This is a genomic window from Devosia sp. (assembly GCF_030689745.1).
In the GTDB taxonomy this organism is placed as follows: domain Bacteria; phylum Pseudomonadota; class Alphaproteobacteria; order Rhizobiales; family Devosiaceae; genus Devosia; species Devosia alba.
The window spans coordinates 1-17,960 of sequence record NZ_JAUYGL010000179.1 but is presented as its reverse complement, the minus strand read 5'-3'; the positions used below and the strand labels follow the sequence as shown (position 1 = coordinate 17,960).

The following is a 17,960-nucleotide window of genomic DNA, read 5'->3' as shown; positions in this document are numbered from 1 at the left end:
TAATTCAGAACAATAATTGACAGAATGTCCTTGCAATTACAACGCCCTATTGCCGCTGTTTTCTATAAAGGAAATACTCAAGGGGCGGTGAGCGGCTGGCCAAGTATCAGTTGCCCCGCGCCAAAAGGAGGAAATCGATGACACTTTTGAAGCGTGGCTTGTCGCGCAGGCGTGTGCTGCAGACCGGCATGGCCGGCATTATCGGCACGGGCGTTATGCCCGCAATCTTTACCAAGGGCGCATGGGCGCAGGAATTCTGCAACAATCCAACTGGCGATACCGTAACCTTCGGCCTCAATCTCCCACTTACCGGTGCCTATGCCGAAGAGGGTGCCGACGAGCAGAAGGCTTACGAGCTAGCTGTTCAGCACCTGAATGGTGAAGGCGATGGCGGGCTCATCAACGTGCTGACCCCGACGGCCCTCAAGGGCAATGGCATTCTGGGCAAGAAGGTTGCCTTTGTGACCTCCGACAGCCAGACCAAGTCAGACGTTGCTCGGGCTGGCGCCACTCGCATGATCGAACGCGATGGTGCCATCATGGTCACCGGCGGTTCGTCCTCGGGCGAGGCTGTTGCTGTGCAGAGTCTCTGCCAGGAATTGGGCGTCATCTTCATGGCGGGCCTGACCCACTCCAACGACACCACCGGCAAGGATAAGCGTCGCTACGGCTTCCGCCATTTCTTCAACGCCTACCAGTCCGGTATCGGCCTTGGTCCGGTGCTTGGTCAGGAATATGGCACCGACCGCCGCGCCTATCACCTGACGGCGGACTACACTTGGGGCTGGACCCAGGAAGAGTCGATGAAGGCTGCCACCGAAGCGCTTGGTTGGGAAACGGTCGAAGCCGTGCGTACGCCACTTGGCGCTGGCGATTTCTCGCAGTTCCTCACGCCAGTGCTCAATTCGGGCGCCGACGTGCTGATCCTGAACCACTATGGCAATGACATGGTGAACTCGCTGACTCAGGCCGTGCAGTTCGGGATGCGTGACCGTCAGACGAACGGCAAGAACTTCGAAATCGTGGTTCCGCTGTTCTCCGAGTTGATGGCCAAGGGCGCCGGCGCCAATATCAAGGGCATTTTCGGCACCTCGAACTGGCACTGGAACCTGCAGGATCCAGGGACTGTCGCCTTCACCAAGTCGTTTGGCGCTGCCTATGGTGCGCCGCCATCCCAGGCTGCCCACACCGCTTACGTGCAGGCACTACTGTACGCTGATGCCTGCGAACGCGCCGGCACCTTCTATCCGCCTGAAGTTATCAAGGCGCTGGAAGGCCACGAGTTCGACGGTATGGGCAATGGCCCGACGCTGTATCGTGCGGAAGACCATCAGTGCATGAAGAATATTCTGGTGGTGCAGGGTAACGACAACCCGACCAGCGAATACGACGTGCTCAACATCGTGCAGGAAGTCGACCGCGAAGTCGTGACCTACGACTCGGCCATCTTCGGCGGCGATCTCGGCCCGGCAGAGCCCGCGCCGCTCTGCTGATGCAACAGGGGCAGGGAAACCTGCCCCTCCACCACCGTCATTGCCAGGCTGTCCCGGCGATCCATCGCGATGGTTTACATCGTATGGACCACCGGGACAGACCCGGTGGTGACGATGGCACAGGTGGGCACTGGCCTTTTGGCCGCCCGCATCTCTAGGAGCACACGATGTTCGACGTCATCTTTCTTCAGTTTCTCAATGGCCTCGACAAGGGCGCTGCATACGCGCTGATCGCGCTCGGCCTGACCCTTGTGTTCGGCACATTGGGTGTTGTCAATTTTGCCCATGGTGCGCTGTTCATGCTCGGCGCCTTCTGCGCAGTGCTGTTCCGGCAGCTCCTGACAATGGAAACCATCACCATCGATCCCACCCAGCTTTCGCCGTGGGGAGCGCCCCTCGAAGTGCGCGCACCGCTGGTGCAAGCCTGGTTCGGCGATTTCGGCGCCGTGTTGGTGAATTATTCGGTACCGGCATCGATCATCATCACCATTCCGATCATGCTGCTGGTGGGCATCGGGCTTGAGCGCGGTATCATCAAGCACTTCTACAAACGCCCTCACGCCGAACAGATCCTTGTGACTTTCGGTCTGGCCATTGTGGCGCAAGAGCTGATCAAGTCGTTTTTTGGACCCAATCCCATTCCCCAGCCCATGCCGTCGGACCTGCGCGGCGCAGCCGATATCGGCGCGTTCCTGGGCATGCAGGCCAATGTCATCACCTACCCGATCTGGCGCCTGGTGTATTTCCTATTCTCCTTCATCATCATCGGCGGTGTTTTCGCCTTCCTGCAGTTCACCACCTTTGGCATGGTCGTTCGTGCCGGCATGGCCGACCGGGAGACCGTGGGCCTGCTCGGCATCAATATCGACAAACGCTTCACCATCATGTTCGGACTGGCGGCTGTTGTGGCTGGCCTGGCCGGGGTGATGTACACCCCGCTGCTGCCGCCCAATTACCATATCGGCATGGACTTCCTGGTACTCAGCTTCGTCGTGGTGGTGGTTGGCGGCATGGGCTCCCTGCCCGGCGCCGTGGCTGCGGGCTTCCTGCTCGGCATCCTGCAATCCTTTGCGTCAATGACGCAGGTAAAGGCCCTCATCCCCGGCATCGATCAGGTCATCATCTACCTCGTCGCCGTCGTCATTCTACTGGTATTGCCGCGTGGCCTGTTCGGTCGGCGTGGCGTGATGGAGGCCTGAGATGCGCACCATGACCCGCAACGATCTAATGCTCCTGCTCGGCTTCGCCGCCGTGGTGCTCGCCATGCCGATCTGGCTGCAACCCTTCGGGGCCGCCTACCCCGATCTGCTGCAGCGTTTCATGATCTTCGGCATCTTTGCCGTCGGCTTCAACATCCTGTTCGGCCTCACCGGCTATCTCAGCTTCGGCCACGCCGCCTTCTTCGGCGTCGGCTCCTACGCTGCCGTATGGTCGTTCAAGTTGCTCAGCCTCGACGCCATTCCGGCAATGATCTTCGCCATCGTGATCTCGGGCGTTTTCGCCCTGATCATCGGCTATCTAAGTCTGCGCCGCTCGGGCATCTACTTCTCGATCCTGACGCTCGCCTTCGCGCAGATGAGCTACAACCTCGCCTACTCCGTGCTAACGCCGATCACCAATGGTGAAACCGGGCTGCAACTGACCATCAACGATCCACGCTATCTCGATCGTGTGTTCGGTGACGCTATGCCCGGCCAGCCTGTGCCGACCCTGCTCGGCCAGTCACTTGGTGGCTTTACCGGGTTCTACTTCTGCGCCGCTTTCCTGATCTTGACCTTCTTCATTGCCCAGCGCATTACCGGCTCGCCATTCGGCATGATGCTCAAGGGCATCAAATCCAACCAGACCCGGATGAATTACACGGGCGTCAATACGCGCCCCTATACCCTGGCGGCCTTTGTCATTTCGGGCATGTATGCCGGCCTTGCCGGTGCCCTGATGGCGGTGACCGACCCCTTGGCCGGTGCCGAGCGCATGCAGTGGACCGCGTCGGGCGAAGTGGTGCTGATGACCATTCTGGGCGGCGCTGGCACGCTGGTCGGCCCGGTCCTTGGTGCCTGGATAATCAAGTATTTTGAGAACATCTTCTCGGCCCTCAATGACTCCATCCTCGCCCGGTTCTGGAGCTTCCTGCCTGACGGACTGGACCATACGGCGGTTGTGGTCAGTGGCAAGTTTGTTGGTGAAGGCTGGTTCCTCACGCTCGGACTGGTGTTCGTTCTGATCGTGGTGTTCCTGCCCGGCGGCGTGATGGAGGGTGTGCGACGCATCACCACCCTCGTCTCACCCAAGAGCAAGCCCCCGGCCAGCCCGGAATCCACCTCGCCGCAGCCACAGCCAGCTGAATAGGACGTACGATCATGACCCAACCCAATGTCGTCCTGCATGTTGCTGACGTTCACAAGCGCTTCGGGGGACTGCACGCCCTGGCCGATATCGACCTGCAGGTCGAGGAAGGCCAGACCCACGCCATCATCGGCCCCAACGGTGCCGGCAAGTCTACCCTGCTTAATGTCATTATCGGCAAGCTGGCGCCAACCAGCGGCCAGGTGGTGTTCGACGGAACCGTGCTGACCGGGCGCAAGCCGTTTCAGATCAACCAACTGGGCATTTCCCGCGTGTTCCAGACGCCCGAGATCTTTGCTGACCTGTCAGTGCTGCACAATGTGATGATCCCGGCGCTGGCCAAACGTGACGGTGCCTTCAAACTGAACATGCTCGGCTCGCTTGAGCATGAAAGCGCGGTCCGGGCGGAAGCCGAACACATGCTCGAAGACGTCGGCATGCTGAGCAGCCAGAAAGACCGCGCCGGCAGTCTCAGCCGGGGCGACAAGCGCCGAATGGAGCTGGCCATGTGCCTGATCCAGCATCCGCGCCTGCTGCTGCTGGACGAGCCCACTGCCGGCATGAGCCGGCATGACACCAACACCACGATTGAACTGCTCAAAAAGATCAAGAGCCGCGGCATGACCAAGGTGATCATCGAGCACGACATGCATGTGGTGTTCTCACTGGCAGACAAGATTTCGGTACTGGCACAAGGCCGGATCATTGCCGATGGCACGCCCGATCAGGTGCGTGGCAACCCAAAAGTGCAGGAAGCCTATCTCGGAGGCGAAGTCGTATGAGCACAATGGTCATGGATACTCAGATTGCCACTGGCAGCCACGCTGCTGCGACTGAAACCACCCGGCCCTTTTTCTCGGTCCGCGATGTGCACGCCTATTATGGCGAAAGCTATATCGTGCAGGGCGTCACACTCGATGTGCGCAAGGGTGAAATTCTCGCCCTGCTTGGTCGCAACGGCGCCGGCAAGACCTCCACCTTGCGCACCATTGCCCGCACCGACGATCCCGAGATGCGACGGGGCGAAATCTGGCTCGATGGTCAGCCTATCCACCAGATGAAGAGCTATCAGGCGGCCCAGGCCGGCATTCAGTTGGTGCCCGAGGACCGTCGGATCATTTCGGGTCTGACGGTGGAGGAAAACATCTTCCTGGCTCAGGTGGCCCCCGGCACCGGCTGGGGCATCGATCAGATCTATGAGAGCTTTCCGCGCCTGGCCGAGCGTCGCAAGCAGGAGGGGGTAACCCTGTCGGGCGGCGAGCAGCAGATGCTGGCCATTGCCCGGGCCCTGGCCCGCAATCTCAAGCTGTTGCTGCTCGATGAGCCCTATGAAGGTCTCGCGCCGGTGATCGTGCACGAGATCGAGCGCATCCTGCACTCGATCAGGCCGCTGGGCATCACCACCATCATCGTCGAACAGAATGCCGTGGCCGCGCTCAAGCTGGCCGACCGCGCCGTAATTCTGGACACCGGCGAAGTGGCCTTTGCCGGCACCGCCAAGGAGGTGCTCGACAATACCGAGCTCCGCCACGAGTACCTGGCGATCTAGCCGCCAGCAAACCAGTTTTCGGTCCCCGGACCGATTCGCTCTACCCTGGGTCTTTTGACTAAAGGCATTCCGCCGATCTCACCTCTCCCCGTCGGGAGGCCCAGGGTAAATTCTAGTTGTCGGGCGCCTCAGGGGCGTTGGCGACTATCGCAATCCCCTCGCCCTCCAGCGCATTGCGCACTTCGCGCGCCAGATCGACAGCACCAGGCGTATCGCCGTGCAGGCAGATCGAGCGTGCCGCCGATTGCAGCACAGAGCCATCGATGGCCACCAGTTCACCGGACTTGGCCAGCCGCAGGCAACGGGCGATCACCGCATCCACATCATCGATTACCGCCCCGGCCTGGCTGCGCGGCACCAACAGGCCGTCGGCGGTATAGGCGCGGTCGGCATAGGCCTCGCGGATCAGCGGCATGCCAACAGCCTTGGCGGCGCGCACCTGCTGGCTGTTGTCGAGCACCAGCACCGCCATTTTGGGGTCCATGGCCTGAATGGTGGCAAAAATTCCCACGGCAAACGCCAGTTCCTCGGCCGTCTGATTGGCCAGCGCACCATGCAGCTTCACATATTCAATGGGGTGCCCGACCTCATCGGCAATGAAGCGCACCAGGAACAGCTGCTCGCGAATCTGACCCAGTAGCTGGGCGAGCGGCATCACCAGCCGGAAGCGACCGAACCGCTTGGGGTCGGCATAGCCAGGATGGGCCCCTGCCCGCACCTGACGGGCCCGGCAGACCTTCAGGATATGGCGGATGGTTGCCGCATCGCCGGCATGGCCGCCGCAAGCGATCGAGGCGCTCGAGACGATGGCGAGCAGATCGTCATCATGACCGGTGCCTTCGCCCAGATCGGCATTGAGATCGATCGCAATCATGGACTCTGGCTCCGCAGGATCTGTTGGGCATGGACCACGCTGACCGATGAAAAGGCAATATCGGTTCCGGGACGCAATTGGGCAAAGCGATCCAGGTCAGCGCTGATAATGGTGCCGATCCGCGGATAGCCGCCAGTGGGCTGGTGGTCGCGCATCAGCACGATGGGCGTGCCGTCGCCCAGTATCTGGATATCGCCCGGGACAATGGCGTCCGACGCCAGCGACAGGATGGTGGCATCGGCAAAGACGCCGCCAGCATCGGTCAGCCGCACACCCATGCGATCCAGCTGCCGTGAGATCACAAAGGGCGTGGTAACGAAGCGTTGCCGCACCGGGCTGGCGAACAGGTCAGCATGCAGACCCCAGACGAAGCGGATCGGACCGGTCTCGGCCTGCCGCGCCGTTACCGCCTGCGGCGCTGGGCCAGCAGCGTCGGCCAGTTCGAGCACGTCACCCACCTGCAACGGCCGCCCCTCAAGACCGCCGAGTCGCGCCCGGCTGCTGGTGGCCAGGCTGCCCATGATGGTCGGCAGCACTGGCGCGCCATCGAAGCGCAGATAGCCGTAATTGCCCGCCGTGCCGGGCATGACGGTCAATTCATCGCCCGCTGCCAGCGAGACGGCTCCCGGCCATTCCAGCATCAAGCCATTGTGCCGGGCATCAAAGCGCCCGCCGGCCAGGCCGACCCGGCATTGCCCGCTCTGCAGTCGCAGCCCGATGCCGGCCATGGTGATTTCAATGCCGCCGTGATCGGCGCCAGCCAGCGCGCCGGCCAGGCGGTAGGCCACACCATCCATGGGTCCCGATGCGCTGATGCCATGACGTAGCTGGCCGAACCGTCCGGCATCCTGCACCGTGGTGAGGGGTCCGGCGCGGGTAATGGCGATTGTGGCGCTCATGGCGCAACCGTGAAGCTGACGCGGTCACCTGGCGACAGCTGGGTGGGCGGCTCGGCTGCCGGGTCGAAATTGTTGAACTCCGTGCTGCCGATGACATGCCAGCCGGTCGGCAGTTCAGTGGCGGTGATTGCCGTCTGCCCGGCGGCAAACAACACTGTGCCAGCGGGCACCATCGGCCGGACCTCGGTGCGGCGCGGCAGCACCAGCGCCTCGGCGTGCAGCCCGCAATAGACAAAGCCCGGCGCGAAGCCGGTGGCCAGAACCCGCAGCGGCGCGCCATTGTGCGCGGCGATGAACGCTGCAGGCCGCAGCTTGAGGGCAGCGGCAACCGAATCGAAGTCGGGGCCGTCAAAGCGTATGGGGATGGTCCATTCGCGTCCGGGCGGCGGTGCGGCAGCGGCCAGCGCGTAGAGACGCAGCCGCAACTCTGCGGCGATATCGGCTGCCGCTGCCGTCAGCGGATCATAGCGCAGCAGCACCGACACCAGACTGGGTGCCACTTCGACCACGCCGGGCACGGGCGCGCGCTGCAGCAGGGCCACCAGCGCGATTGCCGCCCGGTTGGCAGAATCGGTCAACGCCGTACCGAAGCGCACCAATAAAGCGGCGTCGCCCAGCGGTGCGATGGTCGGCGTGGGGAATGTATCGGTGACAGACGAACCGGTCACGAGGCGGCCTCCTGGGCGCAACATGCGGCTAGTCCTGTCGGACCAGCCCGGAGCAGTCAATCCGGTCGATAAGCCAAGGAACTCTGCCGGGCTCGGAAGACCGTTTGTCAGTGCCGCAATCGCCGCGCGATATTGGCTAGATTAACCTGCCGGGTCGGTGCGTTGTGCGGCGCTTAATTGGGGTCTTTGCCCTCCTGTTCGACGACAGCATCAAACAGCTGCCGTGCCTGCCCGGCGCCAATTGCCTCAATGGCAACGGTGGCGATGGCAGCGAACAATTCTGCAATTTCCTGGGGATCGGTGATTTCGGCGTCGTCGTCTTCTACGTCGGCGTTGATCAGAGTAAACACAATAACGCGCCTCCAAAGGTAGCCAATAGAGGCAGTGTGCCGCGATTCCTGTTACGGAACAAATAATGAAGTTTGGTGCGTTGGCACTGTCAGACGATTGCCATCAAGGTCAGCGACGCTTATTCTTCGTCCGCTTCAAGTTTCTCGACATAGGCTTCGATTTCCTCAAAGGTCGCCGAGAACGGCAGCGGCTTGTCCCCGAAAATCACCTTGAAGCTCTCGTCCTCACGAATGGCGTGGCCGCCCTTGCCCATCTTGGCCGTCAGCTTCTCGGCCGTCAGAATGGTCAGGCCATGGCGACCGGCAATGCGCTTCAGCCGGCGCATCTTTGACGCTTCAAATTCCTTGCGGCTCACAGGCAGTTCCTATCTCGAAATCGGCGTCTGCAGCGTCGCCAGTGTTAGGGGCGCGCGCGCGGGGCACAGATACATGATCGCACCGGACCGGTCCAGACGGCCCGGTTGACCCGTCAATCTTCAGCGCAGCGATCAATAGGCCCGCCGACCGCTTCCTGCTAGACCAATGTCACTGGACGGTGTGCCGTGGTGCGCCGTCCCTGGCAACCGCACATCCATGCGGCCCCTCCCCGCGCGCAGAACAGGTTGCATAATGTGCTTTTCCGCTCCGGTCAGTTTCACCACTGGCCTCGTGATTTCGACGATCGGTATATTGGCCGTCAGGCAGGCCCGACAGCCCGAGATGCGGCTATTCGCAGCGGTGCCGTTGCTGTTTGGCATTCAGCAACTGACTGAGGGCTTCATCTGGCTGGCGCTGGCCAAGACAGAGGCCAGTTCCGAACTGTACGGGCTCGCTCAGTTCTACGCCTTTTTCATCGGCGTCCTCTGGCCGATCCTGTTCCCCCTCAGCCTGATGCTGTTGGAGCCCCACAAGACGCGTCGCCGCCTGATGGGCGGTCTGCTGGTTCCGGGCGTGGGGATCGCCATCTACACCCTGGTGGTGATGGGGCTATATGGCTTCTCGGTCCAGGTGGAGCATCAATGCCTGGTCTACCAGAATCCCGCGGGCACCTGGCCGGGCATGGAGATGGTGTATTTGCTGGTGGTTTGCGGGGCGTTCTTTATCGCCAGCGATCATCGCCTGCATTGGATCGGCGTCGCCAATCTCGCCGGCTTCGGCTTTGCCGCCAGCTTTTTTGCCCTGAACCTGCCCTCGGTGTGGTGCTTCTGCGCGGCCGTGCTCAGCAGCCTGATCTACTGGTATGTGCGCAGTATGCCGGCTGGCGCGTCGCAGGTCGTCGCCGAGCACCCATAGTGGCTTGGCGCAGACAGTTTCTACCGATGCAAGATGGCGGGTGGGGAGGGATTCGAACCCCCGGGACGCTTGCACGCCCGCCGGTTTTCAAGACCGGAGCAATCGACCACTCTGCCACCCACCCGTGAGGTGAGCCTTTAGCGGCAGAGTGGCGGACTGTCCAGTGGATCAGGGGATCAGAACGACCGAGCCGGTGGTTTGCCGGTCTTCGAGCGCCCGATGGGCCTCTTCAGCCTGGGCCAGCGGGAAGCTGTGCTTGATTTGCACCTTGATCGAGCCGTCCGCAACGGCTGCAAACAGCGCCTTGGCGCCGGTGAGAAGCTCGGTGCGCTGGCTGTAATAATGCACGCCGGTGGGGCGGGTCACATAGAGCGAGCCCTTGCGGGCCAACACCGTGATGTCCGGAATGGCGACGACGCCCGAGGCATTGCCAAAGCTGACCATCAGCCCGCGAGGCCGCAGACAATCGAGCGACTTGTCGAAGGTCGCTTTGCCCACCCCGTCATAGACGACATCAACGCCACGCCCATTGGTGAGTTCGCGCACCTTGGCGGAAAAGTCTTCGGTATTGTAATTGATGACATGGTCGCAGCCATGCGCCTTGGCAAGCGCGGCTTTCTCGTCGCTTCCTGCGGTGCCAATGACGGTGGCGCCCAGCGCCTTGGCCCATTGAGTGGCGATCTGCCCGGTACCGCCGGCGGCGGCGTGCCAGAGAATGGATTCGCCCTTGGCCAGCGGCCAGGTCTGGAACAGCAGATAGTAGGCCGTCAGGCCCTTGAGCAGGATGGCGGCGGCGGTCTGGTCGTCGATGGCATCGGGAACGGGCACAATGCGGTCAGCGGCGATCAGGCGTTCGCCGGCATAGGCGCCGATCACGCCCTGATAGGCAACGCGATCGCCGATCTGGAAATCACTGACACCATCGCCGAGCGCGGTGATCACCCCGGCCGCTTCATTGCCGGCCACAAATGGAGTTTGCACCGGATAGAGACCCGAGCGCTGGTAGGTATCAATGAAATTGAGACCAATCGCGGTCTGGCGCAGCGCGACTTGGCCGGCACCGGGCGCCCCGACGGCGTGCTCCTCAAAGCTGAGCACTTCGGGGCCGCCCGTGTGATGGACGAGAACTGCCTTGGTCATTTCTTGCCTTTCGGTTTGCGTGGCGCCGATTTCGGCCGGGCCTGGGACTTGGCCGCTGCGGTGCTCTTGGGGCGCGGCCCGGTGACAGCCGCGATGCCCTCCTGCCCGGCGACGGCACCCGTCGCGCCGGTAAACGGGGTCGCCTTGGCCCCGGCGTGCTTGGCAGCGTGCCGGTTCTTGGCGAAGATGTTGATCGCTTCGACCATCACCGAGAAGCCCATCGCAGAGTAGATGAAGCCCTTGGGAATATGGAAGCCCAGGCCGTCTGCCACCAGCGTCACGCCGATCAGCAGCAGGAAGGCCAGGGCCAGCATCTTGGTGGTGGGATGATCAGCAACGAATTTGGCGACCGGACCCGACGCCACGAACATCACACCGACCGCCACAACAACGGCAGCGATCATCACTTCGACATCATCGGCCATGCCGACGGCGGTGACGATCGAATCGATGGAGAACACCAGATCGATGACAATGATCTGACCGATAATGGTGGCAAAGGCTGCCCGCGCCTTGGCGGCCATCTCGGCTTCGTGCGGCTCCTCAATGGCGGCGTGCATTTCGTGGGTGGCCTTGTAGACCAGGAAAATGCCGCCGGCGATCAGGATGATATCCTTCCACGACAGGTCCAGGCCGAAGGCCGAGATGGCGGGCTGTGTCAGGCTGATGATCCAGCTGATTACCAGCAGCAGCAGGATGCGGAATACCAGCGCCAGCGCCAGACCGAGCTTGCGGGCGCGATCGGCCTGTTCCTTGGGCAGACGCGACACCAGCACCGAGATGAAAATGATATTGTCGATCCCCAGCACGATTTCCATGACCGTCAGGGTTCCAAAAGCAATCCAGGCGTTGGGATTAGCCAGCAATTCAAGCATCGTCGACTCCGTGCCGCAACTGTGCGGTTGCCCATCTCTAGGGTGTTCTAGCCGCCGACAAAAGCTGTCGCAGCGGAGTTTTTCCCGGTTTCGGCCTTGCGCAGTCATAAGTGGTCGTCCCATCGCTGGCATCGACCCGCCCTGAGATGATAACCTAGGCAGCAAAAGCTCTGGAAAGACACCCCATGGATTCGTTCACCCCGCTCACCGCCGCCCTGGGCGGCAGCCTGATTGGTCTGGCCACCGCCGTCTTGTGGCTGGGCAATGGGCGCATTGCCGGCATTTCCGGTATTTTCGGCCAAATGCTGCCGCCAGCCCAGACCGTGGTGTGGCGCCTGGTGTTCGTCATCGCCATGGTGAGCGCCACATTTGTGGCGGCCCGCCTGCTGCCCGGCATTGGCATGGGTGGCGACGTCCCTGCTGCGCTGGTCGAGGCGCCTGCTGCCTGGGGCATCCCAACGCCGGTGTGGCTGGCGATTGCCGGCCTGCTGACCGGCATTGGCACCAAGATCGGCAATGGCTGTACCTCGGGCCACGGCGTGTGCGGCCTGGCCCGCTTGTCCCGCCGCTCGCTGGTGGCGGTCCTGGTTTTCTTCGGGGTGGCCATGCTCACCGTTGCCGTGACAGGAATCGTCTGATGGCCAATCTCAAACTGCCCTATCTGGCAACGGCGGCGCTGAGCGGCGCGCTGTTCGGCGCCGGTCTCTATGTTTCGCAAATGGTCGACGCCAGGAAAGTGCTGCGCTTCCTTGATGTTACTGCCATTCCCTCAGGTGGCTGGGACCCCAGCCTGGCCTTCGTCATCGTCCCGGCCATTGTCATCATGTTCCTGGCCGTGCAGTTGAGCCGCCAACAGCAGGCGCCGCTGTTCGATGTGGAATTTCACGAGCCTGAATATGCGCACATTGACCGGCGCCTGATTGGTGGCGCGGCGCTGTTCGGCATTGGCTGGGGCATGGCCGGCATCTGCCCGGGCCCGGCCCTGTCGCTGATCGCCTTTGTGCCGGATGGGCTGTGGATATTTCTGGTGGCCATGCTGATCGGCTCCTATGCGGGCAGCCTGATCGTGCCCAGTGGCCACGCCAAGCGGCTGGCAGACGCCAGATGAGCCGGTTCAGCGCTGATGCCATTGTCGTGGGTGGCGGGCTGGCCGGGATGGCGGCAGCCATTGCTGTTGCCAAGGCCGGCTTGCGCACCATCCATCTGGCCCCTACTGCCCCACCCGATCGCCGCACCTCGGCGCTGATGATGCCCAGCGTTGAGTATTTGCGCCGCGCCGGCCTAGTCGAGAGTCCCGAGGCGCTCGGCCAGGCACTGACCCAGATCCGCATCATCGATGCGACACGGCGGTTGATCCGGGCACCTGAAACACTGTTTGACGCCACCGAAATCGGGCTTGCAGCGTTCGGCTGGAATTTGGCCAATAGCCGGCTGCTGGAGCGTTTTCACGCGGTGGCGGCAACGCTGGTCAATCTGCAAACCCATCCCCTCGGCGCTACCGCCCTGCAGCGTCTTGATGATGGCTGGTCGGTGACGCTCAGCGACGGCACAACTCAGACCGCCCCGCTGATCGTGGGGGCCGACGGCAAGAAGTCACTGGTGCGCAGCGCCGTCGGCCTACGCACCAGCGAACGCCAGTTCAGCCAGTCGGCGCTGGTGTGCGACCTCGAGCTGGGGCGGCCCATTGGCGGCACCTCGATAGAGTTCCACTATCCGCAGGGGCCGTTCACCCTGGTGCCGGCGGGCGGCAATCGGGCCAATCTGGTGTGGATCGATGACGCGGACGTCTTGCGGGCGGCTCAAGCGGGCGGCGAAGCACAGTTGCTGGGCCAGTTTGCCGAGAAATCGCAGCGCCTGTTCGGCAGCATTGCCATGGCAACGCCCTCCTTCGTCTTCCCGCTCAGCACCCTCAGCGTGGCCAGTGCCGGCCTTGGTGGCGTGGTGCTGACCGGCGAGTCGGCGCACGCCTTCCCCCCCATTGGCGCCCAGGGGCTCAATCTGGGACTGCGTGATGTGGCTGATCTGGCTGAAGTCTTGGCCGGGGTTGACCGCTCAAAGCCCGACTGGGCGATGACCGTCAGTGCCGACTATGCCAGCCGTCGTGCCGCCGACCTGGTGCGCACGGGCGGGCTGGTGGATACCCTGTTCCGCTCGCTGCTGGCCGACATGATCCCGGCGCAAGCCTTGCGCGCCGGCGGGCTATGGGCGCTCAAGCTGGCGCCAAGCCTGCGTCGGCAGGCTTTTGACGTCGGCATGGGGCGTCGCTAAACCATTTACCCTTGCGGCTGACGCGGCGCGGTCGCCAGCAAAAAGGGCGCGGTTGCCCGCGCCCTTTTTCGACAATTCCATCAGACTGGCCGGACTTACTGGGCAGCTGGCGCTGGCGTTTCGGCGTCTGGCACTGGCGGGGTTTCCAACTGCTTGCGCAGTTCTTCCGCACGGTCCTGCAGTACCTGCTCAAGCGCGTCCTCACCCGAGGTTTCCTTGCGGAACTCGTCAAAGGTGATCGCCGCGTCACCATCATAGGTGGCGGTGAAGCCGGCCAGGTCGATCTCGATGGTCAGATCCTGGTTCTGGCGGTTCTTGGCGGTCAGCTTGAGCGTGCTGCCCTTCTTGAGCGAATTGACATACTGCTCGTTGATCACCAGCTGGGTGGCGCATGAGGTCGGGTCGCACAGCATATATGGCACGCGGACGGGCTTGGAGCCGTCGATCTGCCAGGTCAGGCCGAACGGCAGCAGCACGCCCAGTGGCACGGCGGCAACGGCGAGCAGGCGGCTTTCCTGACCCGGATCATCGCGCAGCAGGAACGAGCCGAGGAACTGACCATTGGCCAGGATCACCTGGCGCATGATGCAGGCCTTCTGGCCATCGGGCAGCGGATCGCAAACCTTCAGCCAGTTGGTGGAGGGCGCAGCGGCGCCGTCCGTGGTCGCGGCAGCGGCATCAGCTTCCGGCGCTGCGGCATCAGCCGGCGCTTCGGTGGCCGTTGCGTCCGGAGCGGGCGTTGCTTCTTGAGCGAAGGCCGACAGCGGGGACAGCATGAGCGCAGCCACCGCAAAACCGGCGACGAGGGGTTTCCTGAAGTTCATAGAATTTCCTTGGCTTCCTTGGCGGTCCCGGTGACTTGGCGCCACCCTTTAGAGTTGAACTGCCCTTCAAGTGCTTAATTCGGGCAATAGCATGACCAATCCCTCATGCCAAAGCATTATGGCGAGACAGGGTTTACGGCGGCGCCTCACGCAATGTTGTCGACCAGTCGTGCTAGGCGGGACAAAATCGCCGCCGCGCCCTTGAGCCGGTCATTGGGCGTGGGCCAATTGCGGGAGAACACAAGTTTCTGATCGGGCTTGATGCGCACCTGGTTGGCTGGATCACTGACCATCTTGACCAGTCCGGCGGGATTGGCAAACTCATTATTGCGCAGGGTGATGACCGCACCCTTGGGACCGGCATCGACCTTTTCCACATTGGCCTGCCGACACAGCGCCTTGACCAGGATCACCTTGAGCAGGGCTTCCACCTCTTCGGGCAACGGGCCGAATCGGTCGATCAGTTCGGCGCCGGCGGCGTCGATATCGCGAATATCGGTCAGATCACCAAGGCGACGATAGAGCTGCATGCGCAGCTGCAGGTCGGGCACATAGTGTTCGGGAATCATGACCGGCATGCCCAGCGAAATCTGTGGGCTCCACTCGTTCTTGTCCTCGTAATCGGCGTCGCCATTCCTCAGGTTGGCCACGGCCTCCTCCAGCATGGCCTGATACAGCTCGTAGCCGACTTCGCGGATATGGCCGGACTGTTCGTCGCCCAGCAGATTGCCGGCACCGCGAATGTCGAGATCGTGGCTGGCCAGCTGGAAGCCGGCGCCCAGGCTTTCCAGCGATTGCAGCACGCCCAGCCGGCGTTCAGCGGTGTCGGTGAGCTTGCGATCCGGCGGCACGGTGAACAGCGCATAGGCGCGCGCCTTGGCGCGCCCGATACGGCCACGGATCTGATACAGCTGGGCCAGGCCGAACTGGTCGGCCCGATGCACGACCAGGGTATTGGCATTGGGAATGTCGAGCCCGGATTCCACAATGGTGGTGGCCACCAGCACGTCGAATTTGTTGTCGTAGAACGCGTTCATCACGTCGTCGAGCTCGCCCGGCGCCATCTGGCCATTGGCCACCACGAAGCTGACCTCGGGCACCTGTTCCTTGAGGAACTCGACAATGTCGCCCTGGTCGCGAATGCGCGGCACCACGTAAAAGCTCTGGCCGCCGCGATATTTTTCGCGCAATAGCGCCTCGCGTACGGACAGGGCGTCAAATGGCGAAATGAAGGTACGAATGGCCAGACGATCCACCGGTGGCGTTGCCAGCAGCGACAGGTCGCGCACCCCGGTCAGGGCCATTTGCAGCGTGCGCGGAATGGGGGTCGCGGTCAGCGTCAGCACGTGCACGTTGGCCTTGAGATCCTTGAGGCGTTCCTTGTGGCCAACGCCAAAATGCTGCTCTTCGTCGATGATAAGCAGGCCCAAGTCGCGGAACTTGATGGTCTTGCTGAGCAGGGCATGAGTGCCGACAACGATATCGACCTGCCCGTCTGCCAGCCCTTCTTTCGTCGCCTTGAGCTCGGCCGAGCCGACCATGCGCGAGGCCTGGCGCACGCGCACTGGCAGACCCGCAAAGCGTTCCGAGAAAGTCTTGAAATGCTGGCGCGACAGCAGGGTGGTGGGCACCACCACGGCCACCTGCTTGCCGCTCAACGCCACGGCAAAAGCCGCGCGCAGCGCCACTTCGGTCTTGCCAAAGCCGACATCGCCGCACACCAGCCGGTCCATCACCCTGCCCGAAGTCACGTCATCAAACACCGCCGAAATGGCGGCCATCTGGTCTTCCGTTTCTTCATAGGGGAAGCGCGCGACGAACTCGTCATAGGCGCCGGGATTGATCTCGATCACGTCGGCACGGGTCAACTGACGCGCTGCAGCAATCTTGATCAATTGCTCCGCCATTTCGCGGATGCGCTGTTTGAGCTTGCCTTTCTTGGCCTGCCAGGCCACGCCGCCCAGCTTGTCGAGCGTGGTATTGCCTTCGTCCGAGCCATAGCGGGTCAGCAGCTCGATATTCTCCACCGGCAGGTAGAGCTTGGTGTCGCCACCATATTCGAGTTCGACGCATTCATGCGGCGCGCCGCCAGCCTCGATGACCTTGAGACCCAGAAAGCGACCAATGCCGTGATCGACATGGACCACCAGATCGCCAGCGGCGAGACTGGCCGCTTCGGTCAGCGCATCACTGGCCTTGCGCTTGCGCTGCGGGCGCAGGATGCGCTCGCCCAGAATGTCCTGTTCGGACAGCACCAGCAGATCTGCGGTGGCAAAGCCGCTTTCGAGGGGCAACACCACCAGCGAGGTCGTGGCGGCGCTGGTGGTTTCGGCATCGCGCCAGTTTTCCGCCAGCCGCGGATTGGTCAGGCCATGGTCCTTGAGCACCTGGGCCATGCGGTCACGGGTACCGGTGCTCCAGCAGGCGACGACAGTGCGCCGCCCCGCCTTGCGCTCGGCCAATAGCCGCTCGACGACGGACTGGAACAGATTGGTGTCGGTGGCCTGCCGTTCAGCAGCAAAGCTGGGGGCGATGTGTCCACCGGCATCGTCGTTTCCCTTGGTGCCCGGCGCCATGAACTGGGAGAGCTGGATCACCGAGGCGCCCGCCAGCGCATAGGGATGGGCGTCAACGGCGTATAGCAGTTCCGGCTTCACAGGCTTGTAGGGCGCGCCGGTTCCGGCCACCTGCGGCGTCAGCCGGGCTGCCTCGCGCGCGTCATAATAGTCGCGGATTTGCGCCACGCGATCGGCATAGGCCTCGCTGGCCTGCTCGTCGAACACGAAAGGCGCGTCGCCAACATAGTCGGCCAGAACATCGAGATGCTCGTAAAAGAAAGGCAGCCAGTGTTCGGTGCCCGAATAGCGCGCGCCGCCGCTGATAGAGGCGTACAGTGTATCGCCCGCCGTATTGCCCCCAAAAGTCGCGGTATAGTTTTGCCGGAAGCGTTTGATGGTCGCCTCGGTCAGCACCACTTCGCTCATCGGTGTCAGGGCGATGGATTTCAGCGTGCCGGTAGTGCGCTGGCTGTCGGGATCAAAGGTGCGGATCGATTCGAGCTGGCTGCCGAAGAAGTCAAAGCGCAGCGGCGCTTCGGCGCTGGCCGGGAACAGGTCGATCAGCCCGCCGCGCACCGCAAACTCGCCGCTTTCGCGCACGGTCGGCACGCGCAGATAGCCATTATTGGCGGCCCAGGCGATCAGCCGGTCACTATCGACCACCTGCCCGGATTTGGCCGAAAAGGACATGCCGGCCACGGTGTCGCGGGGCGGCAGCTTCTGCACCAGCGCATTGACGGCGGTCAGCACTATCGCGCCGGTCACCGCGCCCGATGCCAATGCCGACAGCGCCGTCATTCGGGCCGAAATGGTAATGGCGGTTGGCGAGACACGGTCGTAGGGC

Annotated in this window: 18 protein-coding genes and 1 tRNA gene; 9 read left to right on the top strand and 10 right to left on the bottom strand. The window is 62.7% G+C overall.

Features of this window, described 5'->3' with window-relative positions:
• Nucleotides 1-137 precede the first annotated feature (137 nt).
• The 5 genes from Q8O80_RS15575 to Q8O80_RS15555 all read left to right on the top strand — a co-directional run bounded on the left by Q8O80_RS15575 (nt 138) and on the right by Q8O80_RS15555 (nt 5,388).
• Nucleotides 138-1,493 carry a substrate-binding protein gene (locus Q8O80_RS15575; RefSeq protein WP_305580866.1) on the top strand — a complete coding sequence of 452 codons (1,356 nt, stop codon included), beginning with the start codon at nt 138-140 and terminating at the stop codon, nt 1,491-1,493.
• Between the two features lie 167 nt (nt 1,494-1,660).
• Nucleotides 1,661-2,692: a branched-chain amino acid ABC transporter permease gene (locus Q8O80_RS15570; RefSeq protein WP_305580864.1), complete on the top strand. Its 1,032-nt coding sequence runs from the start codon at nt 1,661-1,663 to the stop codon at nt 2,690-2,692.
• 1 nt (nt 2,693) lies between these two features.
• Nucleotides 2,694-3,842, top strand: coding sequence for a branched-chain amino acid ABC transporter permease (locus tag Q8O80_RS15565; RefSeq protein ID WP_305580862.1), 1,149 nt, complete (start codon nt 2,694-2,696; stop codon nt 3,840-3,842).
• A gap of 11 nt (nt 3,843-3,853) precedes the next feature.
• Nucleotides 3,854-4,621: an ABC transporter ATP-binding protein gene (locus Q8O80_RS15560; RefSeq protein WP_305580860.1), complete on the top strand. Its 768-nt coding sequence runs from the start codon at nt 3,854-3,856 to the stop codon at nt 4,619-4,621.
• Between the two features lie 11 nt (nt 4,622-4,632).
• The gene (locus Q8O80_RS15555; RefSeq protein WP_305580858.1) at nt 4,633-5,388 is read left to right on the top strand and encodes an ABC transporter ATP-binding protein; all 756 of its coding nucleotides are present in this window, start codon (nt 4,633-4,635) and stop codon (nt 5,386-5,388) included.
• Nucleotides 5,389-5,500: 112 nt separating this feature from the next.
• Here the strand turns inward: Q8O80_RS15555 and Q8O80_RS15550 are convergent, their stop codons facing one another.
• The 5 genes from Q8O80_RS15550 to Q8O80_RS15530 all read right to left on the bottom strand — a co-directional run bounded on the left by Q8O80_RS15550 (nt 5,501) and on the right by Q8O80_RS15530 (nt 8,535).
• Nucleotides 5,501-6,262, bottom strand: a complete 762-nt coding sequence (locus Q8O80_RS15550) for a 5-oxoprolinase subunit PxpA (protein ID WP_305580856.1) — start codon at nt 6,260-6,262, stop codon at nt 5,501-5,503.
• Nucleotides 6,259-7,161 (bottom strand): biotin-dependent carboxyltransferase family protein, encoded by a 903-nt coding sequence (locus Q8O80_RS15545; protein ID WP_305580854.1) that lies wholly within the window; start codon nt 7,159-7,161, stop codon nt 6,259-6,261. Before Q8O80_RS15545 ends, Q8O80_RS15550 begins: the two co-directional genes overlap by 4 nt.
• Nucleotides 7,158-7,829 (bottom strand): allophanate hydrolase subunit 1, encoded by a 672-nt coding sequence (locus tag Q8O80_RS15540; protein ID WP_305580852.1) that lies wholly within the window; start codon nt 7,827-7,829, stop codon nt 7,158-7,160. Before Q8O80_RS15540 ends, Q8O80_RS15545 begins: the two co-directional genes overlap by 4 nt.
• A gap of 173 nt (nt 7,830-8,002) precedes the next feature.
• Nucleotides 8,003-8,179 (bottom strand): hypothetical protein, encoded by a 177-nt coding sequence (locus Q8O80_RS15535; protein ID WP_305580850.1) that lies wholly within the window; start codon nt 8,177-8,179, stop codon nt 8,003-8,005.
• 119 nt (nt 8,180-8,298) lie between these two features.
• Complete coding sequence (locus Q8O80_RS15530) at nt 8,299-8,535, bottom strand: hypothetical protein (protein ID WP_305580848.1); 237 nt, start codon at nt 8,533-8,535, stop codon at nt 8,299-8,301.
• A gap of 253 nt (nt 8,536-8,788) precedes the next feature.
• On the opposite strand from Q8O80_RS15530, the gene Q8O80_RS15525 reads away from it, so the two are divergent.
• Nucleotides 8,789-9,451: a DUF6629 family protein gene (locus Q8O80_RS15525; protein WP_305580846.1), complete on the top strand. Its 663-nt coding sequence runs from the start codon at nt 8,789-8,791 to the stop codon at nt 9,449-9,451.
• A gap of 34 nt (nt 9,452-9,485) precedes the next feature.
• Here Q8O80_RS15525 and Q8O80_RS15520 read toward each other — a convergent pair.
• The 3 genes from Q8O80_RS15520 to Q8O80_RS15510 all read right to left on the bottom strand — a co-directional run bounded on the left by Q8O80_RS15520 (nt 9,486) and on the right by Q8O80_RS15510 (nt 11,466).
• Nucleotides 9,486-9,575, bottom strand: a tRNA-Ser gene (locus Q8O80_RS15520).
• A gap of 44 nt (nt 9,576-9,619) precedes the next feature.
• Nucleotides 9,620-10,591: a quinone oxidoreductase gene (locus tag Q8O80_RS15515; RefSeq protein ID WP_305580844.1), complete on the bottom strand. Its 972-nt coding sequence runs from the start codon at nt 10,589-10,591 to the stop codon at nt 9,620-9,622.
• Nucleotides 10,588-11,466: a TerC family protein gene (locus Q8O80_RS15510; protein ID WP_371136221.1), complete on the bottom strand. Its 879-nt coding sequence runs from the start codon at nt 11,464-11,466 to the stop codon at nt 10,588-10,590. The genes Q8O80_RS15515 and Q8O80_RS15510 overlap by 4 nt, the downstream gene beginning before the upstream one ends.
• Before the next feature lie 185 nt (nt 11,467-11,651).
• Here Q8O80_RS15510 and Q8O80_RS15505 point away from each other — a divergent pair, with 185 nt between their 5' ends.
• The 3 genes from Q8O80_RS15505 to Q8O80_RS15495 are packed head-to-tail and all read left to right on the top strand — an operon-like array spanning nt 11,652 to nt 13,734.
• Nucleotides 11,652-12,104, top strand: a complete 453-nt coding sequence (locus Q8O80_RS15505; RefSeq protein ID WP_305580842.1) for a YeeE/YedE family protein — start codon at nt 11,652-11,654, stop codon at nt 12,102-12,104.
• A complete protein-coding gene (locus Q8O80_RS15500; protein ID WP_305580840.1) occupies nt 12,104-12,574 on the top strand; it encodes a DUF6691 family protein in 471 nt (156 codons plus the stop codon). The genes Q8O80_RS15505 and Q8O80_RS15500 overlap by 1 nt, the downstream gene beginning before the upstream one ends.
• Entirely contained in the window at nt 12,571-13,734 is a 1,164-nt protein-coding gene (locus Q8O80_RS15495) for an FAD-dependent monooxygenase (protein WP_305580838.1), read from the top strand. Before Q8O80_RS15500 ends, Q8O80_RS15495 begins: the two co-directional genes overlap by 4 nt.
• A 95-nt stretch (nt 13,735-13,829) precedes the next feature.
• On the opposite strand, the gene Q8O80_RS15490 is transcribed toward Q8O80_RS15495, so the two are convergent.
• On the bottom strand, nt 13,830-14,558 hold the full coding sequence (locus Q8O80_RS15490) for an invasion associated locus B family protein (RefSeq protein ID WP_305580836.1): 729 nt from the start codon (nt 14,556-14,558) through the stop codon (nt 13,830-13,832).
• A gap of 146 nt (nt 14,559-14,704) precedes the next feature.
• A partial coding sequence (mfd, locus tag Q8O80_RS15485; protein WP_305580834.1) for a transcription-repair coupling factor occupies nt 14,705-17,960 on the bottom strand: 3,256 nt, incomplete at its 5' end.

Coding starts and splice junctions, on each gene's coding strand:
- Q8O80_RS15490 (WP_305580836.1), bottom strand. CDS start 14,558: ATGAACTTCAGGAAACCCCTCGTCGCCGGTTTTGCGGTGGCTGCGCTC.
- Q8O80_RS15500 (WP_305580840.1), top strand. CDS start 12,104: ATGGCCAATCTCAAACTGCCCTATCTGGCAACGGCGGCGCTGAGCGGC.
- Q8O80_RS15575 (WP_305580866.1), top strand. CDS start 138: ATGACACTTTTGAAGCGTGGCTTGTCGCGCAGGCGTGTGCTGCAGACC.
- Q8O80_RS15550 (WP_305580856.1), bottom strand. CDS start 6,262: ATGATTGCGATCGATCTCAATGCCGATCTGGGCGAAGGCACCGGTCAT.
- Q8O80_RS15560 (WP_305580860.1), top strand. CDS start 3,854: ATGACCCAACCCAATGTCGTCCTGCATGTTGCTGACGTTCACAAGCGC.
- Q8O80_RS15505 (WP_305580842.1), top strand. CDS start 11,652: ATGGATTCGTTCACCCCGCTCACCGCCGCCCTGGGCGGCAGCCTGATT.
- Q8O80_RS15495 (WP_305580838.1), top strand. CDS start 12,571: ATGAGCCGGTTCAGCGCTGATGCCATTGTCGTGGGTGGCGGGCTGGCC.
- Q8O80_RS15565 (WP_305580862.1), top strand. CDS start 2,694: ATGCGCACCATGACCCGCAACGATCTAATGCTCCTGCTCGGCTTCGCC.
- Q8O80_RS15570 (WP_305580864.1), top strand. CDS start 1,661: ATGTTCGACGTCATCTTTCTTCAGTTTCTCAATGGCCTCGACAAGGGC.
- Q8O80_RS15510 (WP_371136221.1), bottom strand. CDS start 11,466: ATGCTTGAATTGCTGGCTAATCCCAACGCCTGGATTGCTTTTGGAACC.
- Q8O80_RS15515 (WP_305580844.1), bottom strand. CDS start 10,591: ATGACCAAGGCAGTTCTCGTCCATCACACGGGCGGCCCCGAAGTGCTC.
- Q8O80_RS15555 (WP_305580858.1), top strand. CDS start 4,633: ATGGATACTCAGATTGCCACTGGCAGCCACGCTGCTGCGACTGAAACC.
- Q8O80_RS15545 (WP_305580854.1), bottom strand. CDS start 7,161: ATGAGCGCCACAATCGCCATTACCCGCGCCGGACCCCTCACCACGGTG.
- Q8O80_RS15525 (WP_305580846.1), top strand. CDS start 8,789: ATGTGCTTTTCCGCTCCGGTCAGTTTCACCACTGGCCTCGTGATTTCG.